The sequence below is a fragment of the Empedobacter sedimenti genome, assembly GCF_030005555.1.
In the GTDB taxonomy this organism is placed as follows: domain Bacteria; phylum Bacteroidota; class Bacteroidia; order Flavobacteriales; family Weeksellaceae; genus Empedobacter; species Empedobacter sedimenti.
This window is the reverse complement of sequence record NZ_JASCQG010000001.1, coordinates 199,536-219,928: the sequence shown is the minus strand read 5'-3', so window position 1 is coordinate 219,928 and position 20,393 is coordinate 199,536. Positions and strand designations below refer to the sequence as shown.

Genomic DNA, 20,393 nt, shown 5'->3' with positions numbered 1-20,393 from the left:
ATTATTTAGCAAGTTCTTTAATATCACTTATTTCTATGATATTCTTGTTGTAATCTATTTCAACACTATTTATCATAGCCTTTCCAACTTCACTTAATTTTAGAACAGATTTTGGACTAAAAAAATTAATCATTTTTGCAAGAAATATAAAAAATTTATTAACATTTTTCTGGTTTGGATAAGGTAACATTGCACCAGGGCGAAAGTTATATACTTTTTTGAATCCAATTTTAACCAAATCATTCTCAGTTTTACCTTTTACGCGCGCCCACATAACTTTACCTTTTTCGGAAGAATCTGTTCCTGCTCCGCTCACATATATAAAAGAAATATTAGGGGATACCTCATACAATGTCTTAGCAAAGGCTAAAGTTGTGTCATAAGTAATTTTGGTAAATTCGTCTTCTTTTTTACCAACAGAACTAATTCCAGCACAAAAAAAGCAAGCGTCATAGCCATTAATTTGTTCTTTATATTGATTTAGTTGTGTGAAATCTTTGACAATTAACTGTTTCAATTTTGGATGCTCATTATAGATTGGTTTTCTAGAAATACTTATAACTTCAGATACTTTAGCATTATTTAAACATTCTAATAATACAGCTTCGCCAACCATACCTGTTGTTCCTGTTATGATAATTTTCATAATTCGTCTTTTAAAATATCTACTTCTTGCGCTTTAATTCCTATAAAATAATTTAGTATACTACCTAAAAATAAAATAATAGAAACCATAGAAATAGCACCTATTATACCATATACTAGTGCGATATTTTTAAATTCCATATCAAAATTTTGAGAGAATATCATCGTGTATCTAGAAAGTAAAGCGATAATGTTTACAATAGCAGCAATAAGTAGTATGGGAGCTATTTTGAGATTTTTTCGGTAGGCAAATAAGACAATTGAAAAAATAATACCCATGTAAATTAAATCTAAAATGCCGAAAATAAAGCCTTGTATTATATTTAGTCCATCACTCATGGCTGATTTGTTTAGTTGAAATAAATATAATGCAGTTTTTAGATATATATTAATAATAAGATGAAATTATTATCAATTTTAAGCGAGTTTTTTTTATAAATTTGAAGATTAATAATCTATATTTTTAAACACTTATATGACAACCAGTCGATTAGAAGCTTTTAGTGATGGTGTATTAGCAATTATTATCACCATTATGGTTTTGGACTTAAAAGTACCAATTGGTGATGGATTGATGAGCCTAAAACCTTATATCCCAAAGTTTTTGAATTATTTAATCAGTTTTATTTACGTTGGTATTTATTGGAATAATCATCATCATCTATTTCAGGCAATTAATAAAGTTAATGGTGCAGTATTGTGGAGTAATTTACATTTATTATTTTGGCTGTCTTTATTACCAGTTTCAACAGGTTGGATGGGAGAAAACCATGATTCTTCTTGGCCAGTTGCATTGTACGGTTTTGTACTTTTTATGAGTAGTATTGCTTTTATGATTATAGAGAAAGTAGCAGTAAAAGGTGAAGGAAAAGAATCTGTAATTGGACAATCTGTTAAAAAGAATGCAAAAGAATTTATTTCGAGTATTGGTTATATAGTAGGTATTGTAGCCTCATTCTTTTATCCGCTTGTCGGAATTGTAATCTACTTTATAATTGCTATAATTTGGTTAATTCCAGATAGAAGGATTGAACGAGAAATGAATTAAAACCAAATAAAAAAGCAAACTAATCAGTTTGCTTTTTTATTATTTAGAAGTATCAACACCTTGATTCATTTCTTTGTATTTATCATTCAAAGCTTTTACTTCAGCCATAAACTCTTTGTCTGAAACAATTTTACCTTTTGTAGGCAAAGTAATCACAACATCTTTATCCAAAATTTCAATTTCCTTCATCGTGAAAATCGTTTTAAATTCATCTGTAATCATTTCCGCTTTCACTATCAAACCTGGGAGATTTGCATAACGATATGGTCCATCTTTGTACGGTAACGCAGTAGCATACCAAGCAATTACTTCCTTGCCTTCTTCATCAGTTCCAATAGCTTTTGTCGCTTTATAACCCGCAATATCAGCTTTCTCTTTGGTTATTTTCCATTTATAATCATAGATTTTATCTTTAATTAAAAATGATTTTGCTCCAAAATCTTTCTGATTATAAAACTCATTATTTTGATAATCTTTGAACTGAGGATTTGCCTCAGCAGCTATAATCATTTGTGCGATCGAATTATCATTGGATTGGTTATTATTGACTTTAATTTCAGGTTTGAAAGAAGACATTTTTCCATTACTAACCAATTCAAATTTAACTGAGATACCACGTTCTATCTCACTCTTAAAACTCGCTTGATAAGCCGCAGGAATATCATTCTTGATTTTTTCGTAATCAATGATAAAATCTGTATTATAGATGACTTTAATGTTTTCTTTTTTATCCTGAGCATTTGTTAAAGTAGCAAGCGCAGTAATACAAAATGTAAAAATAATTTTCTTCATATAGAATTTGTGGTTTTTTAATTAATCAAATATAAAAAACTGAATCATATGTTGTTGTTAAACTTTTGTTGCAGAAATACAAAAGTTATTTAACTTTTTGATAATATATTATAAGCGCAAAAAATAGAGAAAAAATCGATTTTTGTATCAACAAACACAATTCAATTAACCTTATATTATGAAATTACAAAAAGGAATTACAGGTTTTGATGCCAATCCGTCTTTTAATCAAGAAGAATTAATCACTATTCTAAAAAATGTAAAACAACCATTTTTAAAAGAAGGAGATTTAATAAAGCCAAATGAATCATCTAATTTTTATCAACAAAAAATAAAACATGAAAAAAGTAAAAAGGAGTTTTATTTATTAATCAATTCTACATATTTGATTTTTTCTTGTGTAGAAAATAGCCGTTGTTACGATTTACGTTTTATTGATTTTCCGATCGAATTAATCTCACAATTAAAGCAAGAAGTTAATTCATCAATTATTGTTTTAGACAGAAAAGAGTTGTTACAAAATGTAAGCAAAGAAGATTTAACAGAGTTAGGAGAATCTGAAGTAAAGCAAATTAAATACTGGAACACTAAATCGTTGGGAGAGATAGTATTTAATTGTTTTGATTAAACTTTACGTTTAAGTATCTTACGTCTTTTTCTTTTCTTAAAAATAATGCGAAGTAACCGATAACCATAGGTTACTTTTTTATTTTTTGTAATAATTGGGAAAGCCATTGTGCACATCAAAGCGATACAAGCTGTTGTTCCTAATGCTCCACCAAAACCATTGAAAACTTTGCTTGTATAATGTAGTAAAACGGCAAATAAAATTTGAGATAAAATAAGCGATATATAACTAATATTGACAGCTGAAGAAACCATACCGATGAAGGTTCCACCAATCACATACAGCGGAATGTTTTTCGTATAAAACTCGGGTAATAAGTTTGGGAAAAAGTAGAAAAAACCACCAACAAAAAGTGCTATTAAAGCTGATGCTCTGACAGGACCTTGTTTAAATCTGATATTGATTTCATAAGTAAGTAAGGTTGCTGTAACCGAACAAAGTAATAAAATGAAGAATTGTAACATTATCCAAAAATTAGTTTAAACAACAACATACTTAACAAAACACCTATAAAAGCTAACGTACCTAATTTTCCACCAACACCTACAAACAACGATTTTGTTGCAAAAAATAATAAAGCTGTAAAAACACCAGCTGTAAGAATCATATAATAAACATATTCAAACTTTAGTGATGTCATTCCAATAAAGGCACCGCAATAAATTGGTCCAGCAATTTGTTTGAGATACTCAGAGCGACGATTTAATAGTGTCAGAAATGATCCTATTGTTCCGATTATTCCAGCAGAAAAAACTCCTCCTAAACCAAATTGATTATTGATGATATACGTAATTATTGCTGCAATCGGAATCCAAAGCACTAATGTTTTTCGATCAAATGAATATTCGTGATGATGAAGTGGAAATTTACGGTAAACAACAATTAACATTACACATATAGCAACAATAATATATGGAACAGCATAATGTTTTATTCGCTCATTCAAGATCGCAAATAAAAAAAGAAACTGAATCACAAAAATGATTAGAATCGTAAAAAATTTAATTAGTCGTTTACTTTTCACTAAAATTATAATTGATGCAAATTTATAAAGTCTGAAAAAAATAAAAGGTAATCTTCTTTAGAAAATTACCTTTTTTGTATTTTGAAAATATTAATTTATTCTGCTATTAGTTTATCCAACAAAGTATTAATCTCTTTGTCGTTCCAATCTCTTGTTTTAGTTTCTTTCAACACAATTTCACCTTTTTTATTTAAGATATATGTTGTAGGAAAAACCTTTGGTAACATATTATTTGAAATTGGGCTATTTGGTTCAAAAACAGGCATTGTATAGTTGTTTTTTTTCAAAAAAGCATTAAAAACAGTTGGTTTATCCTGAATTGCAATTAATACAAACTTCACTTTTTGTCCTTTAGCTTCGTATAATTTCTGAATTGATGGCATTTCAGCTACACATGGAGGACACCAACTTCCCCAAAAGTTTAGAAAAACAACTTCACCACTTTTCTTGAAATCAATCAAATTTGTATTCTGAGCACCATTATGACCAACTAAGTCAATATCAAAATCACTTTCTGTAAGTTCGATATCACTTCCTGCCAAATGACTATTATCTTCCATTTTACTTTTAAAAAATGTACCAATTGGTGTAAACATAATCGCTACTAAAGCGATAACAACTACAATTGCGAAAATGATTTGTTTGTTTGCTTTCATCTCGTTTTTATATATTATTACAAAGATGCGAACAAAAAGCTATTTCTACAAATGATATAAAATAGTAAACAAGAAAAAAGCTTCAGAATTTCTGAAGCTTTTATACTATTTTTTATGCTAAATTTTCGTCAACTAAATCCAAGATTTCATCTACAATATCAGCACCTTTATTTGTGTTGTAATATTTTTGTAAATCTTCGTGAAAATCATCTGCCGAGTAAATATCAGGACTAGATTTGAATTTTGCCAACAATTCCATACCATAAGCAGGACGAGGACCAAAACGGAATAATTCGCTACCATCTTCAGCAACTCCAATAACAATCGGAATTGACAATGCATTATTTGTTCTGTAGTTTTCCATCAATTCTAAATTTTCATCACGTAAAATATATTTAGATTCAATGTTTAATGCATTCGCTAATTTTTCTATCACAGGTAAAATTTGTGAAGCATCTCCACACCAACCTTCTGTTATAGATAAAATTTTGAAGTTATTTGGTGTTTCTTTAACTCTATTTTCTTGTACAGAAGTTAACTGAAATGTTTTCGTAACACGATTCATACGTTGCAATCCCAAAGCATAATATTGTACATACTCTTTTGGATCATCATTTTCAACCTCGTTTTCTAAATCATCTTCAACTCGTGTAATATATTCGTCGTAAGTTAGACCTTTGTTGATGTATTCTGTTAAATTCATTTTTCTTAATTTTAGTACAAATATAATGTAATTCTACGAGCTTATTTTGTAACAACGATGACATTGTTTGTCGTTAAAAATTGGTAAATTGCGCCTTCCGAAAGTAGAAAAATGTATCAAAATCCATTAAAAAAAACAATAGAATATTTAAAAGGAGCTGGACCTGAGCGTGCTAAAACATTGCAAAGCGAGTTCAGAATTTTTAGATACGAAGATTTGATACAACATTTTCCTTTTCGTTATGTGGACAAATCAAAATTCTACAAAATTTCTGAAATTTCTTCAACAGCTGCCGAAATTCAATTAAAAGGTAAAATTGTTAGTTTAGAAGAAATTAACCAAGGAAAAGTAAAGCGTTTGGTTGGTAAATTTCAAGATGGAACGGGAACTTTGGAATTGGTTTGGTTTAAAGTTTCTTCTTGGCAAAAGGAGAAATTAAGAAATGATCTTTTCAAAGAAGTTGTCATTTACGGGAAACCTAATATGTTCAATAATAATTTCAGTATAACACATCCTGAAATTGAATTAGTTGAAGATGCTAAAAATATTCCGCTTGGCTTATTTCCCGTTTATCCGAGTACCGAAAAGTTAACGAAAAAAGGAATTACGAATCGTTTTCTTCAAAAAATGATGATGAATCTTTTTGCTGAAAATATCGATATTCCTGAAAATTTACCCTTAAATGTTCTGGATCATTATAAATTAATTGGAAGAAATGAAGCGTTAAAAGCAATTCACTTCCCGAAAGATGTAACTGAACTTAATGCAGCAATTCGTCGTCTAAAATTCGAAGAATTTTTCTTTCTTAATCTTGCTAATCTCTCTCAAAAAGCAGTCAATAAACAAAAGAATAGAAGTAACCCTTTTCCAGAAATTGGTCATTATTTCAATACTTTTTACAATGAATATTTACCTTTTGAACTGACAAATGCACAAAAAAGAGTAATTAAAGAAATTCGTTTTGATCTTCGTCAACCAGCTCAAATGAATCGTTTGTTGCAAGGTGATGTTGGTTCTGGAAAAACGATGGTTGCGTTATTAACGATGTTGATTGCGGTAGATAATGGTTTTCAAGCAGCTTTAATTGCACCAACCGAAATTCTTGCACAACAACATTATGAAAGCATTACAGAATTATTGAATGGTTTGGATGTTTCGGTTGAATTATTAACTGGTTCGGTGACAAAGAAAAAACGTCAGCCAATTTTAGAAAATCTTGAAAATGGAAACCTTAAAATCATCATCGGAACACACGCTTTGTTAGAAGATAATGTGATTTTTCAGAATTTAGGATTAGCTATTATTGACGAACAACATCGTTTTGGAGTTGCTCAACGTGCTAAATTTTGGAGAAAAGCTAAACTTCCACCACATATTTTAGTAATGACGGCAACACCTATTCCGCGTACACTTTCGATGACAATGTATGGAGATTTGGATGTTTCGGTGATTGATGAATTGCCAAAAGGAAGAAAACCAATTAAAACGCTTCATAAAATGGATGCACATCGTTTGAGTGTGTTCAAATTTATGAAAGATGAAATTGCGAAAGGTCGTCAAATTTATGTGGTTTATCCGTTAATTGAAGAATCAGCAAAGTTAGAATTGAAAGATTTGATGGACGGCTACGAGAGTATTTCTCGTGCTTTTCCGTTACCAGAATATGGAATAAGTATTGTACACGGTCGTCAAAAACCTGTGGATAAAGAATTTGAAATGAATCGTTTTAAGAATAATGAAACACAAATTTTAGTAGCAACAACTGTGATAGAAGTTGGAGTAAATGTACCAAATGCCTCGGTGATGATCATTGAAAATTCTGAACGTTTTGGACTTTCTCAATTGCATCAACTTCGTGGTCGTGTTGGTCGTGGCGCGGAACAATCGTATTGTATTTTGATGACAGGAGGAAAATTAAATGATGTTTCGAAACGTCGTATACAAACGATGTGTCAAACAAATGATGGTTTTCAGGTAGCTGAAGTAGATTTGGAATTACGCGGACCTGGAGATATGATGGGAACGCAACAAAGTGGAGTTTTAAATCTTAAAATCGCTGACTTAGCCAAAGACAAAGAAGTTTTGTATGCTGCAAGAAAATGTGTGGAAGCTATTCTTTTACAAGATCCGACACTTTCTTCACCAATTTATGAATCAACTAAAAAGTATTTCATTGATAATCATAAAGATAAAGTAGGTTGGAGTCAAATTTCTTAATATTTAACATTCACTAAATGTTCTGACTATTATTTGGTATAATTTATGATGTTTTTATTTTAATATTTCAAACATTGATTATTATTAGAAACTTTTAATTTTATTAGGTGTGTTAAATTATTTTAACGTAAATTATATTTTTTAACACAATATTAGCTCAACCATAAAAATATCGATTATGATGTACACAAATTTAGAACTTATCAGAACTCCGCAAGGAGTAGAGGTTGAAGGAAATTCACTTTGGATGTTCAACCAACATTTAAATGTGATGGTCTTAATTGCTAATGAATCTATAAAAATGAAACCGTCTATGTCCTTTCAGCGATTTAGAAAGAACTAAACAATATAAAACATAAAAACCGCTTATTAGCGGTTTTTTTATTCTATAGTAATTACTTAGCGATAAAAACAGGAATATTAACTTGATGTCGTAGTTTATTGATCGTTTCTCCAAAAATAAAATCCATCAAACCACGATGTCCATGTGAACCAACAATAATCAAATCAGCCTGATTTTTTTTGCAAATTTCTGCAATTGTTTTCACACGATTATTGTAACCTAATTCGATTTTAGTTTCATGAAAAAGTGGACGTAGAATTTCAGCATATTGTTCGAGTCGTTTCAGATCGGATTGTGATTCCTCATCATTTGTACGCTCTCCAGTATATTTTACAGAAGCACTTTCTACCACATGCACTAAAATTAAGGTAGACTCTGGTGTTGCTAATTGTGTCGCGTAATTGATGACTTTTTTATCAGTCTTAGAAAAATCTAATGCAACTACAATTTTTTTGAAATGTTGTTTTGAGATTTCTTCTAAAGTAAACTTTTCAAACGGTTCGTGAATTTCTTTCAGACTTTCTTGATTTTTCTTGATAAATAGTGGAATGAAAAAAGTCAAAAGTAATAACACTAAAAGTCCGATTTCTAATCCAACAAGAAAGATATTTAGTGTATAAGAATCACTATTTGTCATCCATTTATTGAACTCTTCATAAACCAATTTTGCATTAAGAAATGAAATGATGAAAGCTATTGTCCAAGCAAAAAACTTTGTTGTTGTATTAATTGCAAAGTTTCCCATTTTTTCTTTATCACTCACAAAATGAATCAACGGAATAACTGCAAATGCCAATTGCATACTTAGAATAACTTGACTAAAAATCAACAAAGATCCTACTTCTTTTTCTCCAAAAACGAGAATAACGACCACAGCAGGAACTACAGCTAAAAGTCGGGTAAGAATTCTTCTCAATACTGGATTTATACGCAAATGCAGATAACCTTCCATTACAATTTGTCCTGCCAGAGTTCCTGTTACAGTGGAACTTTGTCCTGCTAAAATTAATGCTACAGCAAATAGTTTTGGAGCTAAATCTGTTCCTAATGTTGTTCCCAATAATCTATAAGCATCACTTAATTCTGCAACATCATGATAGCCATTTTTATGGAAAACAGATGAAGCTAGAATTAAAATAGCTGCATTTACAAAAAATGCTAAATTAAGTGCGATTGCACTATCCCAAAAGTTATATTTTAATGCTTTTTTTATCGAAAAATCATCTCGTTTTATTTGCCGTGTTTGTACGAGGGCCGAATGTAAATAGAGATTATGAGGCATTACTGTTGCACCAATAATACCGATACTAATATACAAAGCTGCACTATTAGGAATAGAAGGAATAAAACCTTTTGCAACTTCTCCAAAATCTGGTTTAGCTAAAAACATTTCAGTCAAAAAACATAAACCAATCATTGTGATTAAACCAACAATGAAAAGTTCCATTTTTCGCATTCCAAGTTTTTGAAGATATAATAAGAGAAATGTATCTAAAAAACTAATTAAAACACCATACATCAAATCTATACCAAAAAGTAAATTAAGCCCAATAGCCATTCCTAATATTTCGGCTAAATCGCAAGCAGCAATCGCTATCTCAGCCAAAATATAAAGCACTAAATTCATTCCTTTTGGGTAAGTTTCTCTGTTACATTGCGCCAAATCTTTTCGTCGAACAATTCCTAATCTGGTACATAAACTTTGTAACAATAGTGCCATAATGTTACTCATCAATAATACCCAAATTAATGTATACCCAAATTGGCTACCTCCAGCCAAATCGGTTGCCCAGTTTCCAGGATCCATATATCCTACACTAATTAGATAAGCTGGTCCAAAAAAGCTTAGTATTTTACGGAATTTTCCTTTTTTTATTTGAACACTTTCGTGAACATCTTCCAGAGATTTTGAGTGCGATTGATTTGACATGAATGAATTTCTATATCAAATTTAACGTAAAAATGATTAAAAATATCAGGATTTTGAGAAAATATTATTCTATAATAGTGATCGATAATTCTTGATTTAAAGCATTGTTTAATAAGAAAATTATTTGATTAAAATTATTTAATCATACATATTGTGATTGAATTTTAATGAATTAGAATTTATACCAATTCTCAATTATAGAGTTGATGAATTATTTCAAATTTTTTCATGAAAACAAAAAAGAAAAACTCGTATATTTAGTTTTTGATTATGTTGTTTTAGCTGATTAATTCAACTTAACTATTACCCAAAACTTATAAAGATGGAAACTCCGCACGTTATTACAGAAGAACAATTAGAGCGAGAGAACGTTGAGATTACGCGACGTTATAAAGAGATGCTACAAAATACCTATATCACTTTGTCTGACGATGATAAAAAATTGATTCGTAAGGCTTTTGATTTAGCTGTAGATGCGCATAAAGATCAACGCAGAAAAACTGGCGAACCTTATATTTATCATCCGATTGCTGTAGCTAAAATAGTTGCAGATGAAATTGGACTTGGTGCTACATCAATCGCTGCAGCGTTAATGCATGATGTTGTAGAAGATACAGATTACACTGTAGAAGATATAGAAAAGCTATTTGGGAAAAAAATTGCTAAAATTATTGATGGGTTAACGAAGATTTCGGTTCTGAATCGTCAAGATTTATCCATACAATCAGAGAATTATAAAAAGCTATTATTAACGCTTTCTGAAGATGTTCGTGTTATTTTAATTAAAATTGCAGATCGTCTACACAATATGCGAACGCTTGATAGTATGCGAGAAGATAAACAAGTAAAAATTGCTTCCGAAACAATTTTTATTTATGCTCCTTTAGCGCATAGAATGGGGTTGTATAATATAAAATCTGAATTAGAAGATTTAAGTTTAAAATATACTCAACCAGAAGCTTATCACAATATTGAGCAAAAGTTAACAGAAACTAAAGCGGATAGAGAAAAGTATATCAATGACTTTTGCAAGTTAATCAATGAAAAATTAGAAGCTGAAGGATTAGAATTCGAAATTAAAGGTCGTTCTAAATCTATCAATTCTATTTATCGTAAAACTGTAACGCAAGGCATTCCATTCGAAGAAGTTTTCGATTTATTTGCTATTCGAGTGATTTATCGCTCAGATCGTAAAAACGAAAAGTTTATTGCTTGGAAAATTTACTCATTAATAACAGATTTATTTATACCAAACCCAAAACGAATGCGCGATTGGATTTCGCAACCGAAGACAACAGGTTACGAATCGCTACACGTTACAGTAATGGGACCGCAAGCGCGTTGGGTAGAAGTGCAAATCCGTTCCGAAAGAATGGATGAAGTTGCAGAAATGGGTATTGCAGCGCATTATAAATACAAAGAGAATGTCTCTGAAGATGACACGAAAGTTGATGAATGGATACATCAAGTTCGTGAGATGCTTGAGCAAGAAGATACCAAAGATGCAGTTGAATTTATGGATAATTTTAAATTCAATTTGTATTCAAAAGAGATTTATGTTTTTACGCCAAAAGGAGATTTACATTCGTTGCCAAAAGGTGCAAGTTCTTTAGATTTTGCGTACTCTATTCATAGTAATGTTGGAGACCATTGTTTGGGTGCAAAAGTAAACGGAAAATTATTCCCTTTATCACATCAGTTACAGAGTGGAGATCAAGTAGAAATTATTACTTCAACGCAACAAAAACCTAAATTAGAATGGTTAGATTATGTTGTTACAAGTAAAGCAAGAAGTAAAATTAAAGCTTCTTTAAACTCTGATAAACGTAAAGTTGCAGACGAAGGTAAAGAAATTATTCAACGAAAATTAAGACACTTAAAGGTTGATTTTAACGAGAGTACGGTAAATCAATTACAGCAATACTTTAAGTTAAGTTCAAGTATGGATGTATTTTATAATGTTGCAATGGGAATTATTGACAACAATGATTTACGCAAATTTGCCGAACGAAATACAGGTTTTACTGGATTAATTAATCGTTTCCGAAAATCAACTTTTAACACATCTAAAAAAGAAGATTTTGTACAACATAAAACGAAGTTAGATTCGCTTGTTTTTGGAAATGATGAAGAGCGTTTAGATTATGAATTAGCGAGTTGTTGTAACCCGATTGCAGGTGATAAAGTATTTGGATTTATAACAGTTTCGAAAGGAATAAAAGTACATAAAGTTGATTGTCCAAACTCTATTTCATTACAAGCTAATTATGCATATCGTATTATAAAAGCGAAATGGATTGATTCTTCTCAACGTGAATTTAAAGCGCTTATCGAGCTGCAAGGTTTGGATAGAGCAGGAATGGTAAGTGATATTACGTTGGTTATTTCAAAAAATAATTCTTTGAACATGCATAGTATTAATTTATCTGAAGATGCAGGTATTTTTGATGGAAAAATTACTGTTTCCGTTAAAAATAAGACCGAATTAGAAAAAATTATGATGGAGTTAAAAAATATTGAAGGAATACAATCTGTAAAACGAACTTATAAAAATTAATTGTGAAATTAAAAAGTAAACATTTTCTTATATCTAGTATTGTTATATTCATCATAAGTTTGATACTACCAGTACATTTGATTTTAGATAATTTTGCTGATTATTATACGAGTGATAATGAAACTGAATATTTAGGTTTTGCTTATCTGATTTTAGGGTATATGACGATTTTAGAATTACCAGTTGACTTTATTTGCTGGTTAGGAAATTTTACACTTTTATTAGGTTGGATTTTTTATAGAAAAAAAATAGGTATTATCCTTGGTATGTTTACTTTTTTTCAGATGTCATTATATAGTATTAATCATATATTTGAGCTTGATTTTATGGAAATCAAAGAATATAATACTCTTTTATTTGGTTATTGGTTTTGGTTGCTATCAGCCATATTATTAGTAATAACAACACTATCTCATTATAATACCAAAAAGTCCAACACGTAAGTTGGACTTTTTTATTCGCTGATGTTACTAACAAAGGCACAAAGTTACATAAATCTTTTTGATAATATCGCTTCATTTCTCTTGAATAATCTTGTTAATTTTACATCCCGAAAACAAACAAACTCACGATGAACAAACAAAACTATAATCCAATCGAGGAAGTACTTGAAAAAATCAAAGAAAAAGGAGGTTGGGTTAATACGCATTCACACTTAGACAGAGCTTATTCATTGACTTCGGACACTTTTGCATTATCTAATTCTTACTTAAAAGAGAAATGGCATTTAGTTGATGATATGAAGCGCAATTCATCAGTTGATGATATTTATTTCCGTATGGAAAAAGCGATTAACTATATGTTAGAGCAAGGTTGTCAAGCGATTGGTTCTTTTATTGATGCAGACGAAGTAATCGAAGATCGTAGTATACAAGCGGCTCAACGCCTAAAAGATAACTACGGAAAAGATATCGAAATGCGTTTTGCAAACCAAGTGTTGAAAGGAGTTATTGATCCTAAAGCGCGCGAATGGTTTGATATGTCTTCGGATTTTGTGGACATTATTGGAGGTTTACCTGCAAAAGATTTTGGTAGAGAAGAAGAGCATTTAGATATTTTATTATCTACTGCAAAAGCAAAAAATAAATTGGTTCACGTTCATGTTGATCAATTTAATACAGACGAAGAAAAAGAAACTGAACAGTTAGCATTGAAAACGATCGAACACGGAATGCAAGGAAAAGTTTCTGCGGTTCACTCAATTTCGGTTGCAGCACATCCAAGAAAATATCGTTACGAATTATACGATTTGATCAAAAAAGCAGATATGCACATTGTTTCTTGTCCAACTGCATGGATCGATCACAATCGTACAGAGCGTTTAGCGCCTTCTCACAATTCAGTAACACCAGTTGACGAAATGATCCCAAAAGGAATTAATGTAGCCTTCGGAACAGACAATATTAATGATATTTATAAACCTTTTTCTGATGGACATTTATTAACAGAATTACGTGTAATGCTAGAGTCTTGCCACTTTTATGATGTGGAACAACTTTCGAATATTGCCACAGTAAATGGCTTGAAAGCTTTAGGAATTCAAAAATAAAATGTATATTTATACAAAATTAAAATCTCGCTTCAGCGGGATTTTTTTTGGAACACAAAATTAAAACCACAATAAATTATGCGATTAAATGTACAGAACGAAACGGCTCAACTACAAACTGTAGTATTGGGACGAGCAGAATCGAACGGAGCAAATCCTACACTTGATCAAACTTTCGATGCAAAATCTTATGAAACCGTACAAAATAATGACTATCCAAAAGAAGAAGACTTAATTGAGGAAATGTCAGAATTTGAACAAGTTTTAAAGAAATATAATGTAGAAGTTTTACGTCCAACGATGATTGAAGATTGTAATCAAGTTTTTTCTCGTGATGTCGGTTTTGTAATTGAAGATCAATTTTTTATTTCTAATATTATACCAGATCGTTTAGAAGAATTACAAGCTTACAGAGAAATAAAGAAACAATTTAAAGGTAATAAAATCAATTCTTTACCAGAAGAAGTTTATGTAGAAGGTGGCGATGTGATTTTGTACAATGATTATATTTTTGTTGGAACATATAAACAAGCAGATTTCAAAAATTATAAAACTGGACGTACTAATGTTGAGTTTGTAGAATATATTAAAACTAAATTTCCAAACAAAAAAGTTTTGGATTTTGAACTGAAAAAGAATGATGAAAATCCTTACGAAGGAATTTTGCATTTAGATTGTACGTTCAATCCAGTTGGGAAAGACAAAGCGATTATCTACAAAGATGGCTTTTTATTTGAGCATGAGTATCAGCAAATTGTCGATATTTTTGGGAAAGAAAATCTATTCGAAGTGACAAAAGAAGAAATGTATTGGATGAATCCTAATGTGTTTTCAATTTCTCCTGAAGTTGTTGTTTCTGAGAAAAATTTTATGCGTTTAAATGATCATTTAGAAAATGTATGGAATATAAAAGTGGAGCGAATTAATTACCGCGAAGTCTCTAAAATGGGAGGTTTATTAAGATGTTCTACAATGCCTTTAATTAGAAAATAACATGAAACAAAAACAATATACATCAACTATTTTAATGGTTGAGCCAACAGCTTTTTATTACAATCCAGAAACGGCTGTTAATAATTATTTTCAAACAGAAACCACAGATTCTCAAGAAGATATTCAGCAAGAAGCTTTGGCAGAATTTCAAGGAATGGTTACTGCTTTGCGCTCAAAAGGAGTAAATGTTATCACGATCAAAGATACGGCTTCGCCACATACGCCAGATTCTATTTTTCCAAATAACTGGATTTCATTTCACGATAACGGAAACGTTGTTTTGTACCCAATGTTTGCTAAAAATAGAAGAGAAGAACGTCGCGAAGAAGATGTTTTGGGCTTGTTAGAAGAAAAAGGATTTCATGTTGAAGATGTAATTGATTTTACATCGGCAGAAGAGGACGAAATTTTCTTAGAAGGGACAGGAAGTATTATTCTTGATCGCGAAAATGAGTTAGCTTATGCATGTGTTTCTCAACGAACGGACGAAGATTTATTGATTGAATTTTGTGAAGAATTAGAGTATACACCTGTTATTTTTCATGCCAATCAAACGGTAAATGGTGAGCGAAAACCAATTTATCATACCAATGTAATGATGTGTGTTGCAGATAAATATGCGATTATCTGCTTAGATTCTATCGATGATAAAAAAGAAAAGAAAGCAGTTTGTGAGTATTTGTTAGAAGCAGAAAAAGAGATTATCGCTATTACAGAGGAGCAAATGCATCAATTTGCAGGAAATATGTTACAAGTTGGTGGTTTAGGACAATCGTATTTGGTAATGTCTCAAACCGCTTATAATTCTTTGACAGAAGAACAAATTTCTAAAATTGAAGTTTATAATCCAATCTTACCTGTTAAGATAGATTTGATTGAAAAATTAGGAGGAGGAAGCGCTCGCTGCATGATGGCAGAAGTTTTCTTACCAAAGAAATAAAAAAATAAAAAACGCTGAGCATTTTGTTCAGCGTTTTTTTATTAATCATATTCTAAATTTATTAGTAATTCGGTTTTAAGACGACTGATAAAATTGCAATCTAACTCAGCGAGAAGAATATCAATTAATTGTGATAAAAAATTTCGGTGAATATAATTGAAGATAAACGTATCGTTTTCAGTCATAAAGTAAAAATCGTGCAATTTAAAATAACCTGATGTCGATTCTAACTGAATTGTGCTCAAATTTTCAGTTGAAAAAAAATCAGCGAATTTAGCATGATAATTTGTTATTTTCTTATTTATTCTAGCATCTAAATCAAAATATTCTAAATGTAAATCTTCAACTTCATCATTAAAAAATCGTTGCATAAACTCATCTTTCGGAAAATCGTGTATATACAAATTGTATCGATCATCTTTTTGATAAAGCTGAAATAATTGATTGAATTTTTGTACATCCGTAATCATAAAAACAAAAGTTAAACGATTGATATCCTTAAATTTAATAACTTTTATTTAAATCATCAAAAAAAGAGTCATTTTTTTTGACTCTTTTAATTATTTAATAACGGATTGTTCTCGTTGTATTTGATATTGGCTGATCAAAATCCTTCACATATTGTGTTCGTTTTGTCCAATTCTTTTTGTTATCATATTGATACTTAATTGTAGAAACATTTCTTACTTTACCAGTTTCATCATACGTTGTTTCTTCTACAATATTATTAGTAGAATCAAATTTTCGTAAATATTTATTAATCAATTTATTATATTTATCGTAATAAAGTTCCTCTTGAGGATTTCCATTCGCATCATTTTTATATTCTAAACGATATGTTCCTTGGTTATATTTTACATCAACTTTAGTTAAAAATCCATTTTGAAAATGATAATTTTTTTCCGTAAAAATCTCTGTATCTTCTAATAAACTTACTTCTTTCTCATAAATTATATTCTGTTTATCGTCTAATTTATAGTCAGTTTTTGTTACATTAACGTCGTTTTCACTCTTCGTAACAGAATAACCATCAGCTGTATATTCATAATCAAAGTTGAAAATTAAACTCTCATCTTTACTTTTCATTTCTCGAGAAACAACTTTTCCATTCTCATTGTAAGTAAAAGTTTCAGAAAAAGTCAAATCACCTGCTTCATTAAAATAATCTCTTTTAGATGGATTTCCTTCTTTATTATAAGTAGATTTTGTGTAATATTCTAGTTCATAACCTTCTATTTGCTTTATTCTAATTCGTGCTTTTTGCATCGATTCTTCAATAAAAGTTGGATTTCCTACCACATCATTTTGTTGTAATTCTGACTTTTGCGCGAACACACAACTAGAAAATAGAAATGTAATTAGGGCTATATTTTTTAACATGTTGATATTTTTAGTTTAACTTTTCAATAATTTGACCAAAAATAAAAGAGATTTCATTTTTCTTGATCTATTTAAATGCGAACGTAAAAAGTTGCACTTATATTTGAAACAAATTAAAATAAATGAGTACAAAATTTAATCTTTTAGGAAATCAACCTGCTTTTATTGATGCTTCATTATTATTGGTACGTCTTGCAGCCGGTGGATTTATGTTTTCGCATGGTTTTGGTAAATTACAAAAATTAGTCAATGGTAATTTTGAGTTTGGTGATCCAATTGGACTTGGTCCTGAAATTTCATTAGGATTAACTGTTTTTGCAGAAATACTTTGTGCTTTTTTAGTTTTTGTTGGATTATTTACACGTTTAGCCTCAATTCCATTAATAATTACCATGTTAGTTGCAGTATTCATCGTACATGCAGATCATGATTTTGGCAAAAAAGAATTAGGATTATTCTTCTTAATTAATTATTTAGTTATATTTTTATCAGGTGCAGGAAAATATTCTTTAGATAAATTGATTCTTAAAAAGTGATAAAATTATTCGCATTCGGTTTATTAATTTGTTCTTCAGCATTAGTTGCTCAATCAAGAAATATGAAAAACACCACTTATAAACCGCTTTCAAAGTCAGAAATAGCTTTAGTAAAAGAAAAAAAATCGCACGATATATTTCGTGTTTTATTAACAACTTCTGAAGCTGATACAAAAATATTGAAAGCTCAGTCAATTGATATTGATCCAAAAGATCCATTGATTAAATTATTAGCTGATCGTATGTACGCAACTGTACAAGACGAAGCAAGTAAAGGAGTTGGAATAGCAGCTCCACAAATCGGGATCAATCGTAATGCAGTTTGGGTACAACGTTTTGACAAAGAGGATGAACCTTTTGAGTTTATTATTAATCCTAAAATTACATGGTATTCTGACATTGTACGTCATGGACGCGAAGGTTGTTTATCAATTCCTGATATTTTCGGAAAAGTTTATAGAAGTTTAATTCTTAGGTTAGAATATTACGATTTGGATGGTAAATTTCATGATGAAACCGTAGAAGGTTTTACAGCAGTTATTTTTCAGCACGAATATGATCATTTAATCGGAACCTTGTTTACTGATCGTATGAAAGAACAAGAAAAATTAAATTTTGTTAAAGCTGAAGTAATGAATGATGTTTTTTATTTGAAAAAAACAAATTCTATTTTGGATGAAGACGAAGATGATGAAGATTAAAAATTTCTTAAATTAATTAAAATGTTATGCTTTGCATAGTTTTTAGTTTAATTTTGCACAAACTTATTTAGAAAATTGTTAGCATACACCACATATACTCATCCAACAAGTACAGAATGGGTTACTTTTGTTCATGGAGCAGGAGGAAGTTCTACGATTTGGTTTAAACAAATTCGTGAGTTTCGTAAACATTTTAATGTTCTTTTATTAGATTTAAGAGGACATGGTCGATCTAAAACAAATTTGAAATCACTTTTTGAGAAAAGATATACTTTTAAATCTGTTGCCAAAGATGTTATAGATGTTTTAGATCATGTAAAGATAGAGAAAACACATTTTGTTGGGATGTCTTTAGGAACAATAGTGATTCGTCAATTGGCCGAAGATTATTCAGATCGTTTTAAATCAATGATAATGGGAGGAGCAATTATGAAGATGAATTATCAAAGTCGTTTCTTGATGACGGTTGGAAATATGTTTAAACACATGATTCCTTATCTGTTATTGTACCGCATTTTTGCTTTTGCGATTATGCCAAGAAGTGCCCACAAAGAATCTCGTAATTTGTTTATTAATGAAGCAAAGAAATTGTATCAAAAAGAATTTTTGAAATGGTTTAAATTAACAGCTGATATCAACCCATTACTAAAATGGTTTAGAGAGGTTGAACTAAATATACCAACACTTTATGTAATGGGATCAGAAGATCACATGTTTTTACCATCGATTCAGAAATTGATTAAAACGCATACCAATCATTCAGAATTAATTGTAATCGAAGATTGTGGACACGTTGTCAACGTAGATCAACCACAGATTTTTAATGATAAAGTAATTGAATATATTCAACGAATAAAATAAAAAATACTAAAAAAGCTTCAGAATTTCTGAAGCTTTTCTAATTATTTTAATCTTTTTTCTAATAAATCTGGACGACGTTCTTTTGTACGTTCAATAGCTTTTTCATGTAACCATTCTTCAATCTTAGGAAAGTTACCCGAAAGCAAAACATCAGGAACTTTTAGACCTTTATATTCGGCTGGACGTGTATAAATTGGAGGTGCCAACAAATCATCTTGAAACGAATCTGAAAGGGCAGAAGTCTCATCTCCAATTACGCCAGGCAACAATCGAATAATAGAATCAGCCAAAATAATTGCACCAAATTCTCCACCCGAAAGTACATAATCTCCAATCGAAATTTCACGCGTTACATACATATCACGAATACGTTGATCGATTCCCTTATAATGTCCACAAATCATCATAAGATTTCCTTTCAACGACAAATCATTCGCAATTGTTTGATTCAATGTTTCACCATCTGGCGTCAAATAAATAATTTCATCATATGTGCGTTCATCTTTCAATTTCGAAATCATTTTGTCCAAGGGCTCGCACATAATCACCATTCCAGAAGTTCCTCCATACGGATAATCATCTACATGACGATAACGTCCTTTTCCAAAATCTCTCAAATCGTGAACATGAATTTCAGCTAAACCTTTGTCTTGCGCACGTTTCATAATCGAGGCAGAGAATGGACTAACTAATAATTCGGGTAAAACAGTGATAATATCTATTCGCATGCTGCAAAGATATTTGTTTAGCTACGTTTGCGCAAGTTTAACAATCAAATTGATTATAAAATATAGCAGAATATTGTTGTATAATTTTATTCCAGTTGTAATCTTTTGATAAATAAATGAGATATTATTAGTATGAAAGATAATTATTTCAGTATAATATTT

The 20,393-nt window shown here is 30.3% G+C and carries 23 protein-coding genes; 12 read left to right on the top strand and 11 right to left on the bottom strand.

Translation table 11 applies throughout. The features are described 5' to 3' along the window. Position 1: 1 nt before the first annotated feature. Entirely contained in the window at positions 2-646 is a 645-nt protein-coding gene (locus tag QHG34_RS01115; RefSeq protein WP_282628246.1) for an NAD-dependent epimerase/dehydratase family protein, read from the bottom strand. Further along, positions 643-984 carry a hypothetical protein gene (locus tag QHG34_RS01110; protein ID WP_282628245.1) on the bottom strand — a complete coding sequence of 114 codons (342 nt, stop codon included), beginning with the start codon at positions 982-984 and terminating at the stop codon, positions 643-645. The genes QHG34_RS01115 and QHG34_RS01110 overlap by 4 nt, the downstream gene beginning before the upstream one ends. Before the next feature lie 136 nt (positions 985-1,120). Here QHG34_RS01110 and QHG34_RS01105 point away from each other — a divergent pair, with 136 nt between their 5' ends. After that, a complete protein-coding gene (locus QHG34_RS01105; RefSeq protein WP_282628244.1) occupies positions 1,121-1,693 on the top strand; it encodes a TMEM175 family protein in 573 nt (190 codons plus the stop codon). Between the two features lie 39 nt (positions 1,694-1,732). Here QHG34_RS01105 and QHG34_RS01100 read toward each other — a convergent pair whose 3' ends face one another. Beyond that, positions 1,733-2,485, bottom strand: a complete 753-nt coding sequence (locus QHG34_RS01100; RefSeq protein ID WP_282628243.1) for a GLPGLI family protein — start codon at positions 2,483-2,485, stop codon at positions 1,733-1,735. A 178-nt stretch (positions 2,486-2,663) separates the two neighbouring features. On the opposite strand from QHG34_RS01100, the gene QHG34_RS01095 reads away from it, so the two are divergent. Beyond that, positions 2,664-3,113: a hypothetical protein gene (locus tag QHG34_RS01095; RefSeq protein ID WP_282628242.1), complete on the top strand. Its 450-nt coding sequence runs from the start codon at positions 2,664-2,666 to the stop codon at positions 3,111-3,113. Here QHG34_RS01095 and QHG34_RS01090 read toward each other — a convergent pair. From QHG34_RS01090 to QHG34_RS01075, 4 genes are all read right to left on the bottom strand, one after another. Beyond that, a complete protein-coding gene (locus QHG34_RS01090; RefSeq protein ID WP_282628241.1) occupies positions 3,110-3,577 on the bottom strand; it encodes a hypothetical protein in 468 nt (155 codons plus the stop codon). The two genes, QHG34_RS01095 and QHG34_RS01090, sit on opposite strands and share 4 nt — an antisense overlap. Continuing rightward, positions 3,577-4,089 (bottom strand): hypothetical protein, encoded by a 513-nt coding sequence (locus QHG34_RS01085; protein ID WP_282628240.1) that lies wholly within the window; start codon positions 4,087-4,089, stop codon positions 3,577-3,579. Before QHG34_RS01085 ends, QHG34_RS01090 begins: the two co-directional genes overlap by 1 nt. 143 nt (positions 4,090-4,232) lie before the next feature. Then, positions 4,233-4,793 (bottom strand): TlpA family protein disulfide reductase, encoded by a 561-nt coding sequence (locus QHG34_RS01080; protein WP_282628239.1) that lies wholly within the window; start codon positions 4,791-4,793, stop codon positions 4,233-4,235. A 112-nt stretch (positions 4,794-4,905) separates the two neighbouring features. After that, positions 4,906-5,496, bottom strand: coding sequence for a thioredoxin family protein (locus tag QHG34_RS01075; RefSeq protein ID WP_282628238.1), 591 nt, complete (start codon positions 5,494-5,496; stop codon positions 4,906-4,908). 111 nt (positions 5,497-5,607) lie between these two features. Here QHG34_RS01075 and recG point away from each other — a divergent pair, with 111 nt between their 5' ends. Both recG and QHG34_RS01065 read left to right on the top strand, forming a co-directional pair. Then, entirely contained in the window at positions 5,608-7,713 is a 2,106-nt protein-coding gene (gene recG, locus QHG34_RS01070; protein WP_282628237.1) for an ATP-dependent DNA helicase RecG, read from the top strand. A gap of 178 nt (positions 7,714-7,891) precedes the next feature. Further along, on the top strand, positions 7,892-8,056 hold the full coding sequence (locus tag QHG34_RS01065) for a hypothetical protein (RefSeq protein WP_282628236.1): 165 nt from the start codon (positions 7,892-7,894) through the stop codon (positions 8,054-8,056). A gap of 52 nt (positions 8,057-8,108) precedes the next feature. Here the strand turns inward: QHG34_RS01065 and QHG34_RS01060 are convergent, their stop codons facing one another. Further along, entirely contained in the window at positions 8,109-9,986 is a 1,878-nt protein-coding gene (locus tag QHG34_RS01060) for an Nramp family divalent metal transporter (protein ID WP_282628235.1), read from the bottom strand. A 322-nt stretch (positions 9,987-10,308) separates the two neighbouring features. Between QHG34_RS01060 and QHG34_RS01055 the strand changes: the two genes are divergently transcribed. The 5 genes from QHG34_RS01055 (at position 10,309) to ctlX (ending at position 16,025) form a co-directional block, all read left to right on the top strand. Then, positions 10,309-12,543 carry a RelA/SpoT family protein gene (locus QHG34_RS01055; protein WP_282628234.1) on the top strand — a complete coding sequence of 745 codons (2,235 nt, stop codon included), beginning with the start codon at positions 10,309-10,311 and terminating at the stop codon, positions 12,541-12,543. Positions 12,544-12,545: 2 nt separating this feature from the next. Continuing rightward, complete coding sequence (locus tag QHG34_RS01050; protein ID WP_282628231.1) at positions 12,546-12,986, top strand: hypothetical protein; 441 nt, start codon at positions 12,546-12,548, stop codon at positions 12,984-12,986. Between the two features lie 128 nt (positions 12,987-13,114). Next, complete coding sequence (locus QHG34_RS01045; RefSeq protein WP_282628229.1) at positions 13,115-14,092, top strand: amidohydrolase family protein; 978 nt, start codon at positions 13,115-13,117, stop codon at positions 14,090-14,092. A 78-nt stretch (positions 14,093-14,170) separates the two neighbouring features. Continuing rightward, a complete protein-coding gene (locus tag QHG34_RS01040) occupies positions 14,171-15,085 on the top strand; it encodes a dimethylarginine dimethylaminohydrolase family protein (RefSeq protein ID WP_282628228.1) in 915 nt (304 codons plus the stop codon). A 1-nt stretch (position 15,086) separates the two neighbouring features. Continuing rightward, positions 15,087-16,025 carry a citrulline utilization hydrolase CtlX gene (gene ctlX, locus QHG34_RS01035; protein ID WP_282628227.1) on the top strand — a complete coding sequence of 313 codons (939 nt, stop codon included), beginning with the start codon at positions 15,087-15,089 and terminating at the stop codon, positions 16,023-16,025. A gap of 41 nt (positions 16,026-16,066) precedes the next feature. Here the strand turns inward: ctlX and QHG34_RS01030 are convergent, their stop codons facing one another. Together QHG34_RS01030 and QHG34_RS01025 are read right to left on the bottom strand one after the other, a co-directional pair. Next, complete coding sequence (locus QHG34_RS01030; RefSeq protein ID WP_282628226.1) at positions 16,067-16,495, bottom strand: hypothetical protein; 429 nt, start codon at positions 16,493-16,495, stop codon at positions 16,067-16,069. Positions 16,496-16,589: 94 nt separating this feature from the next. Beyond that, positions 16,590-17,405, bottom strand: a complete 816-nt coding sequence (locus tag QHG34_RS01025; protein ID WP_282628225.1) for a hypothetical protein — start codon at positions 17,403-17,405, stop codon at positions 16,590-16,592. Positions 17,406-17,527: 122 nt separating this feature from the next. Between QHG34_RS01025 and QHG34_RS01020 the strand changes: the two genes are divergently transcribed. The 3 genes from QHG34_RS01020 to QHG34_RS01010 all read left to right on the top strand — a co-directional run bounded on the left by QHG34_RS01020 (position 17,528) and on the right by QHG34_RS01010 (position 19,503). Further along, the gene (locus QHG34_RS01020) at positions 17,528-17,941 is read left to right on the top strand and encodes a DoxX family protein (protein ID WP_282628223.1); all 414 of its coding nucleotides are present in this window, start codon (positions 17,528-17,530) and stop codon (positions 17,939-17,941) included. Then, the gene (gene def, locus QHG34_RS01015; RefSeq protein WP_282628222.1) at positions 17,938-18,642 is read left to right on the top strand and encodes a peptide deformylase; all 705 of its coding nucleotides are present in this window, start codon (positions 17,938-17,940) and stop codon (positions 18,640-18,642) included. Before QHG34_RS01020 ends, def begins: the two co-directional genes overlap by 4 nt. Positions 18,643-18,717: 75 nt before the next feature. Continuing rightward, positions 18,718-19,503 (top strand): alpha/beta fold hydrolase, encoded by a 786-nt coding sequence (locus QHG34_RS01010; protein ID WP_282628221.1) that lies wholly within the window; start codon positions 18,718-18,720, stop codon positions 19,501-19,503. 41 nt (positions 19,504-19,544) lie between these two features. On the opposite strand, the gene trmD is transcribed toward QHG34_RS01010, so the two are convergent. After that, the gene (gene trmD / locus QHG34_RS01005; RefSeq protein ID WP_282628220.1) at positions 19,545-20,231 is read right to left on the bottom strand and encodes a tRNA (guanosine(37)-N1)-methyltransferase TrmD; all 687 of its coding nucleotides are present in this window, start codon (positions 20,229-20,231) and stop codon (positions 19,545-19,547) included. Positions 20,232-20,393: the final 162 nt, after the last annotated feature.

What these genes read in the sequence shown, in the direction of transcription:
- QHG34_RS01115 (WP_282628246.1), bottom strand. Translation starts at nt 646, where the DNA reads ATGAAAATTATCATAACAGGAACAACAGGTATGGTTGGCGAAGCTGTA.
- QHG34_RS01110 (WP_282628245.1), bottom strand. Translation starts at nt 984, where the DNA reads ATGAGTGATGGACTAAATATAATACAAGGCTTTATTTTCGGCATTTTA.
- QHG34_RS01105 (WP_282628244.1), top strand. Translation starts at nt 1,121, where the DNA reads ATGACAACCAGTCGATTAGAAGCTTTTAGTGATGGTGTATTAGCAATT.
- QHG34_RS01100 (WP_282628243.1), bottom strand. Translation starts at nt 2,485, where the DNA reads ATGAAGAAAATTATTTTTACATTTTGTATTACTGCGCTTGCTACTTTA.
- QHG34_RS01095 (WP_282628242.1), top strand. Translation starts at nt 2,664, where the DNA reads ATGAAATTACAAAAAGGAATTACAGGTTTTGATGCCAATCCGTCTTTT.
- QHG34_RS01090 (WP_282628241.1), bottom strand. Translation starts at nt 3,577, where the DNA reads ATGTTACAATTCTTCATTTTATTACTTTGTTCGGTTACAGCAACCTTA.
- QHG34_RS01080 (WP_282628239.1), bottom strand. Translation starts at nt 4,793, where the DNA reads ATGAAAGCAAACAAACAAATCATTTTCGCAATTGTAGTTGTTATCGCT.
- QHG34_RS01075 (WP_282628238.1), bottom strand. Translation starts at nt 5,496, where the DNA reads ATGAATTTAACAGAATACATCAACAAAGGTCTAACTTACGACGAATAT.
- recG (WP_282628237.1), top strand. Translation starts at nt 5,608, where the DNA reads ATGTATCAAAATCCATTAAAAAAAACAATAGAATATTTAAAAGGAGCT.
- QHG34_RS01065 (WP_282628236.1), top strand. Translation starts at nt 7,892, where the DNA reads ATGATGTACACAAATTTAGAACTTATCAGAACTCCGCAAGGAGTAGAG.
- QHG34_RS01060 (WP_282628235.1), bottom strand. Translation starts at nt 9,986, where the DNA reads ATGTCAAATCAATCGCACTCAAAATCTCTGGAAGATGTTCACGAAAGT.
- QHG34_RS01055 (WP_282628234.1), top strand. Translation starts at nt 10,309, where the DNA reads ATGGAAACTCCGCACGTTATTACAGAAGAACAATTAGAGCGAGAGAAC.
- QHG34_RS01045 (WP_282628229.1), top strand. Translation starts at nt 13,115, where the DNA reads ATGAACAAACAAAACTATAATCCAATCGAGGAAGTACTTGAAAAAATC.
- QHG34_RS01040 (WP_282628228.1), top strand. Translation starts at nt 14,171, where the DNA reads ATGCGATTAAATGTACAGAACGAAACGGCTCAACTACAAACTGTAGTA.
- ctlX (WP_282628227.1), top strand. Translation starts at nt 15,087, where the DNA reads ATGAAACAAAAACAATATACATCAACTATTTTAATGGTTGAGCCAACA.
- QHG34_RS01030 (WP_282628226.1), bottom strand. Translation starts at nt 16,495, where the DNA reads ATGATTACGGATGTACAAAAATTCAATCAATTATTTCAGCTTTATCAA.
- QHG34_RS01025 (WP_282628225.1), bottom strand. Translation starts at nt 17,405, where the DNA reads ATGTTAAAAAATATAGCCCTAATTACATTTCTATTTTCTAGTTGTGTG.
- QHG34_RS01020 (WP_282628223.1), top strand. Translation starts at nt 17,528, where the DNA reads ATGAGTACAAAATTTAATCTTTTAGGAAATCAACCTGCTTTTATTGAT.
- trmD (WP_282628220.1), bottom strand. Translation starts at nt 20,231, where the DNA reads ATGCGAATAGATATTATCACTGTTTTACCCGAATTATTAGTTAGTCCA.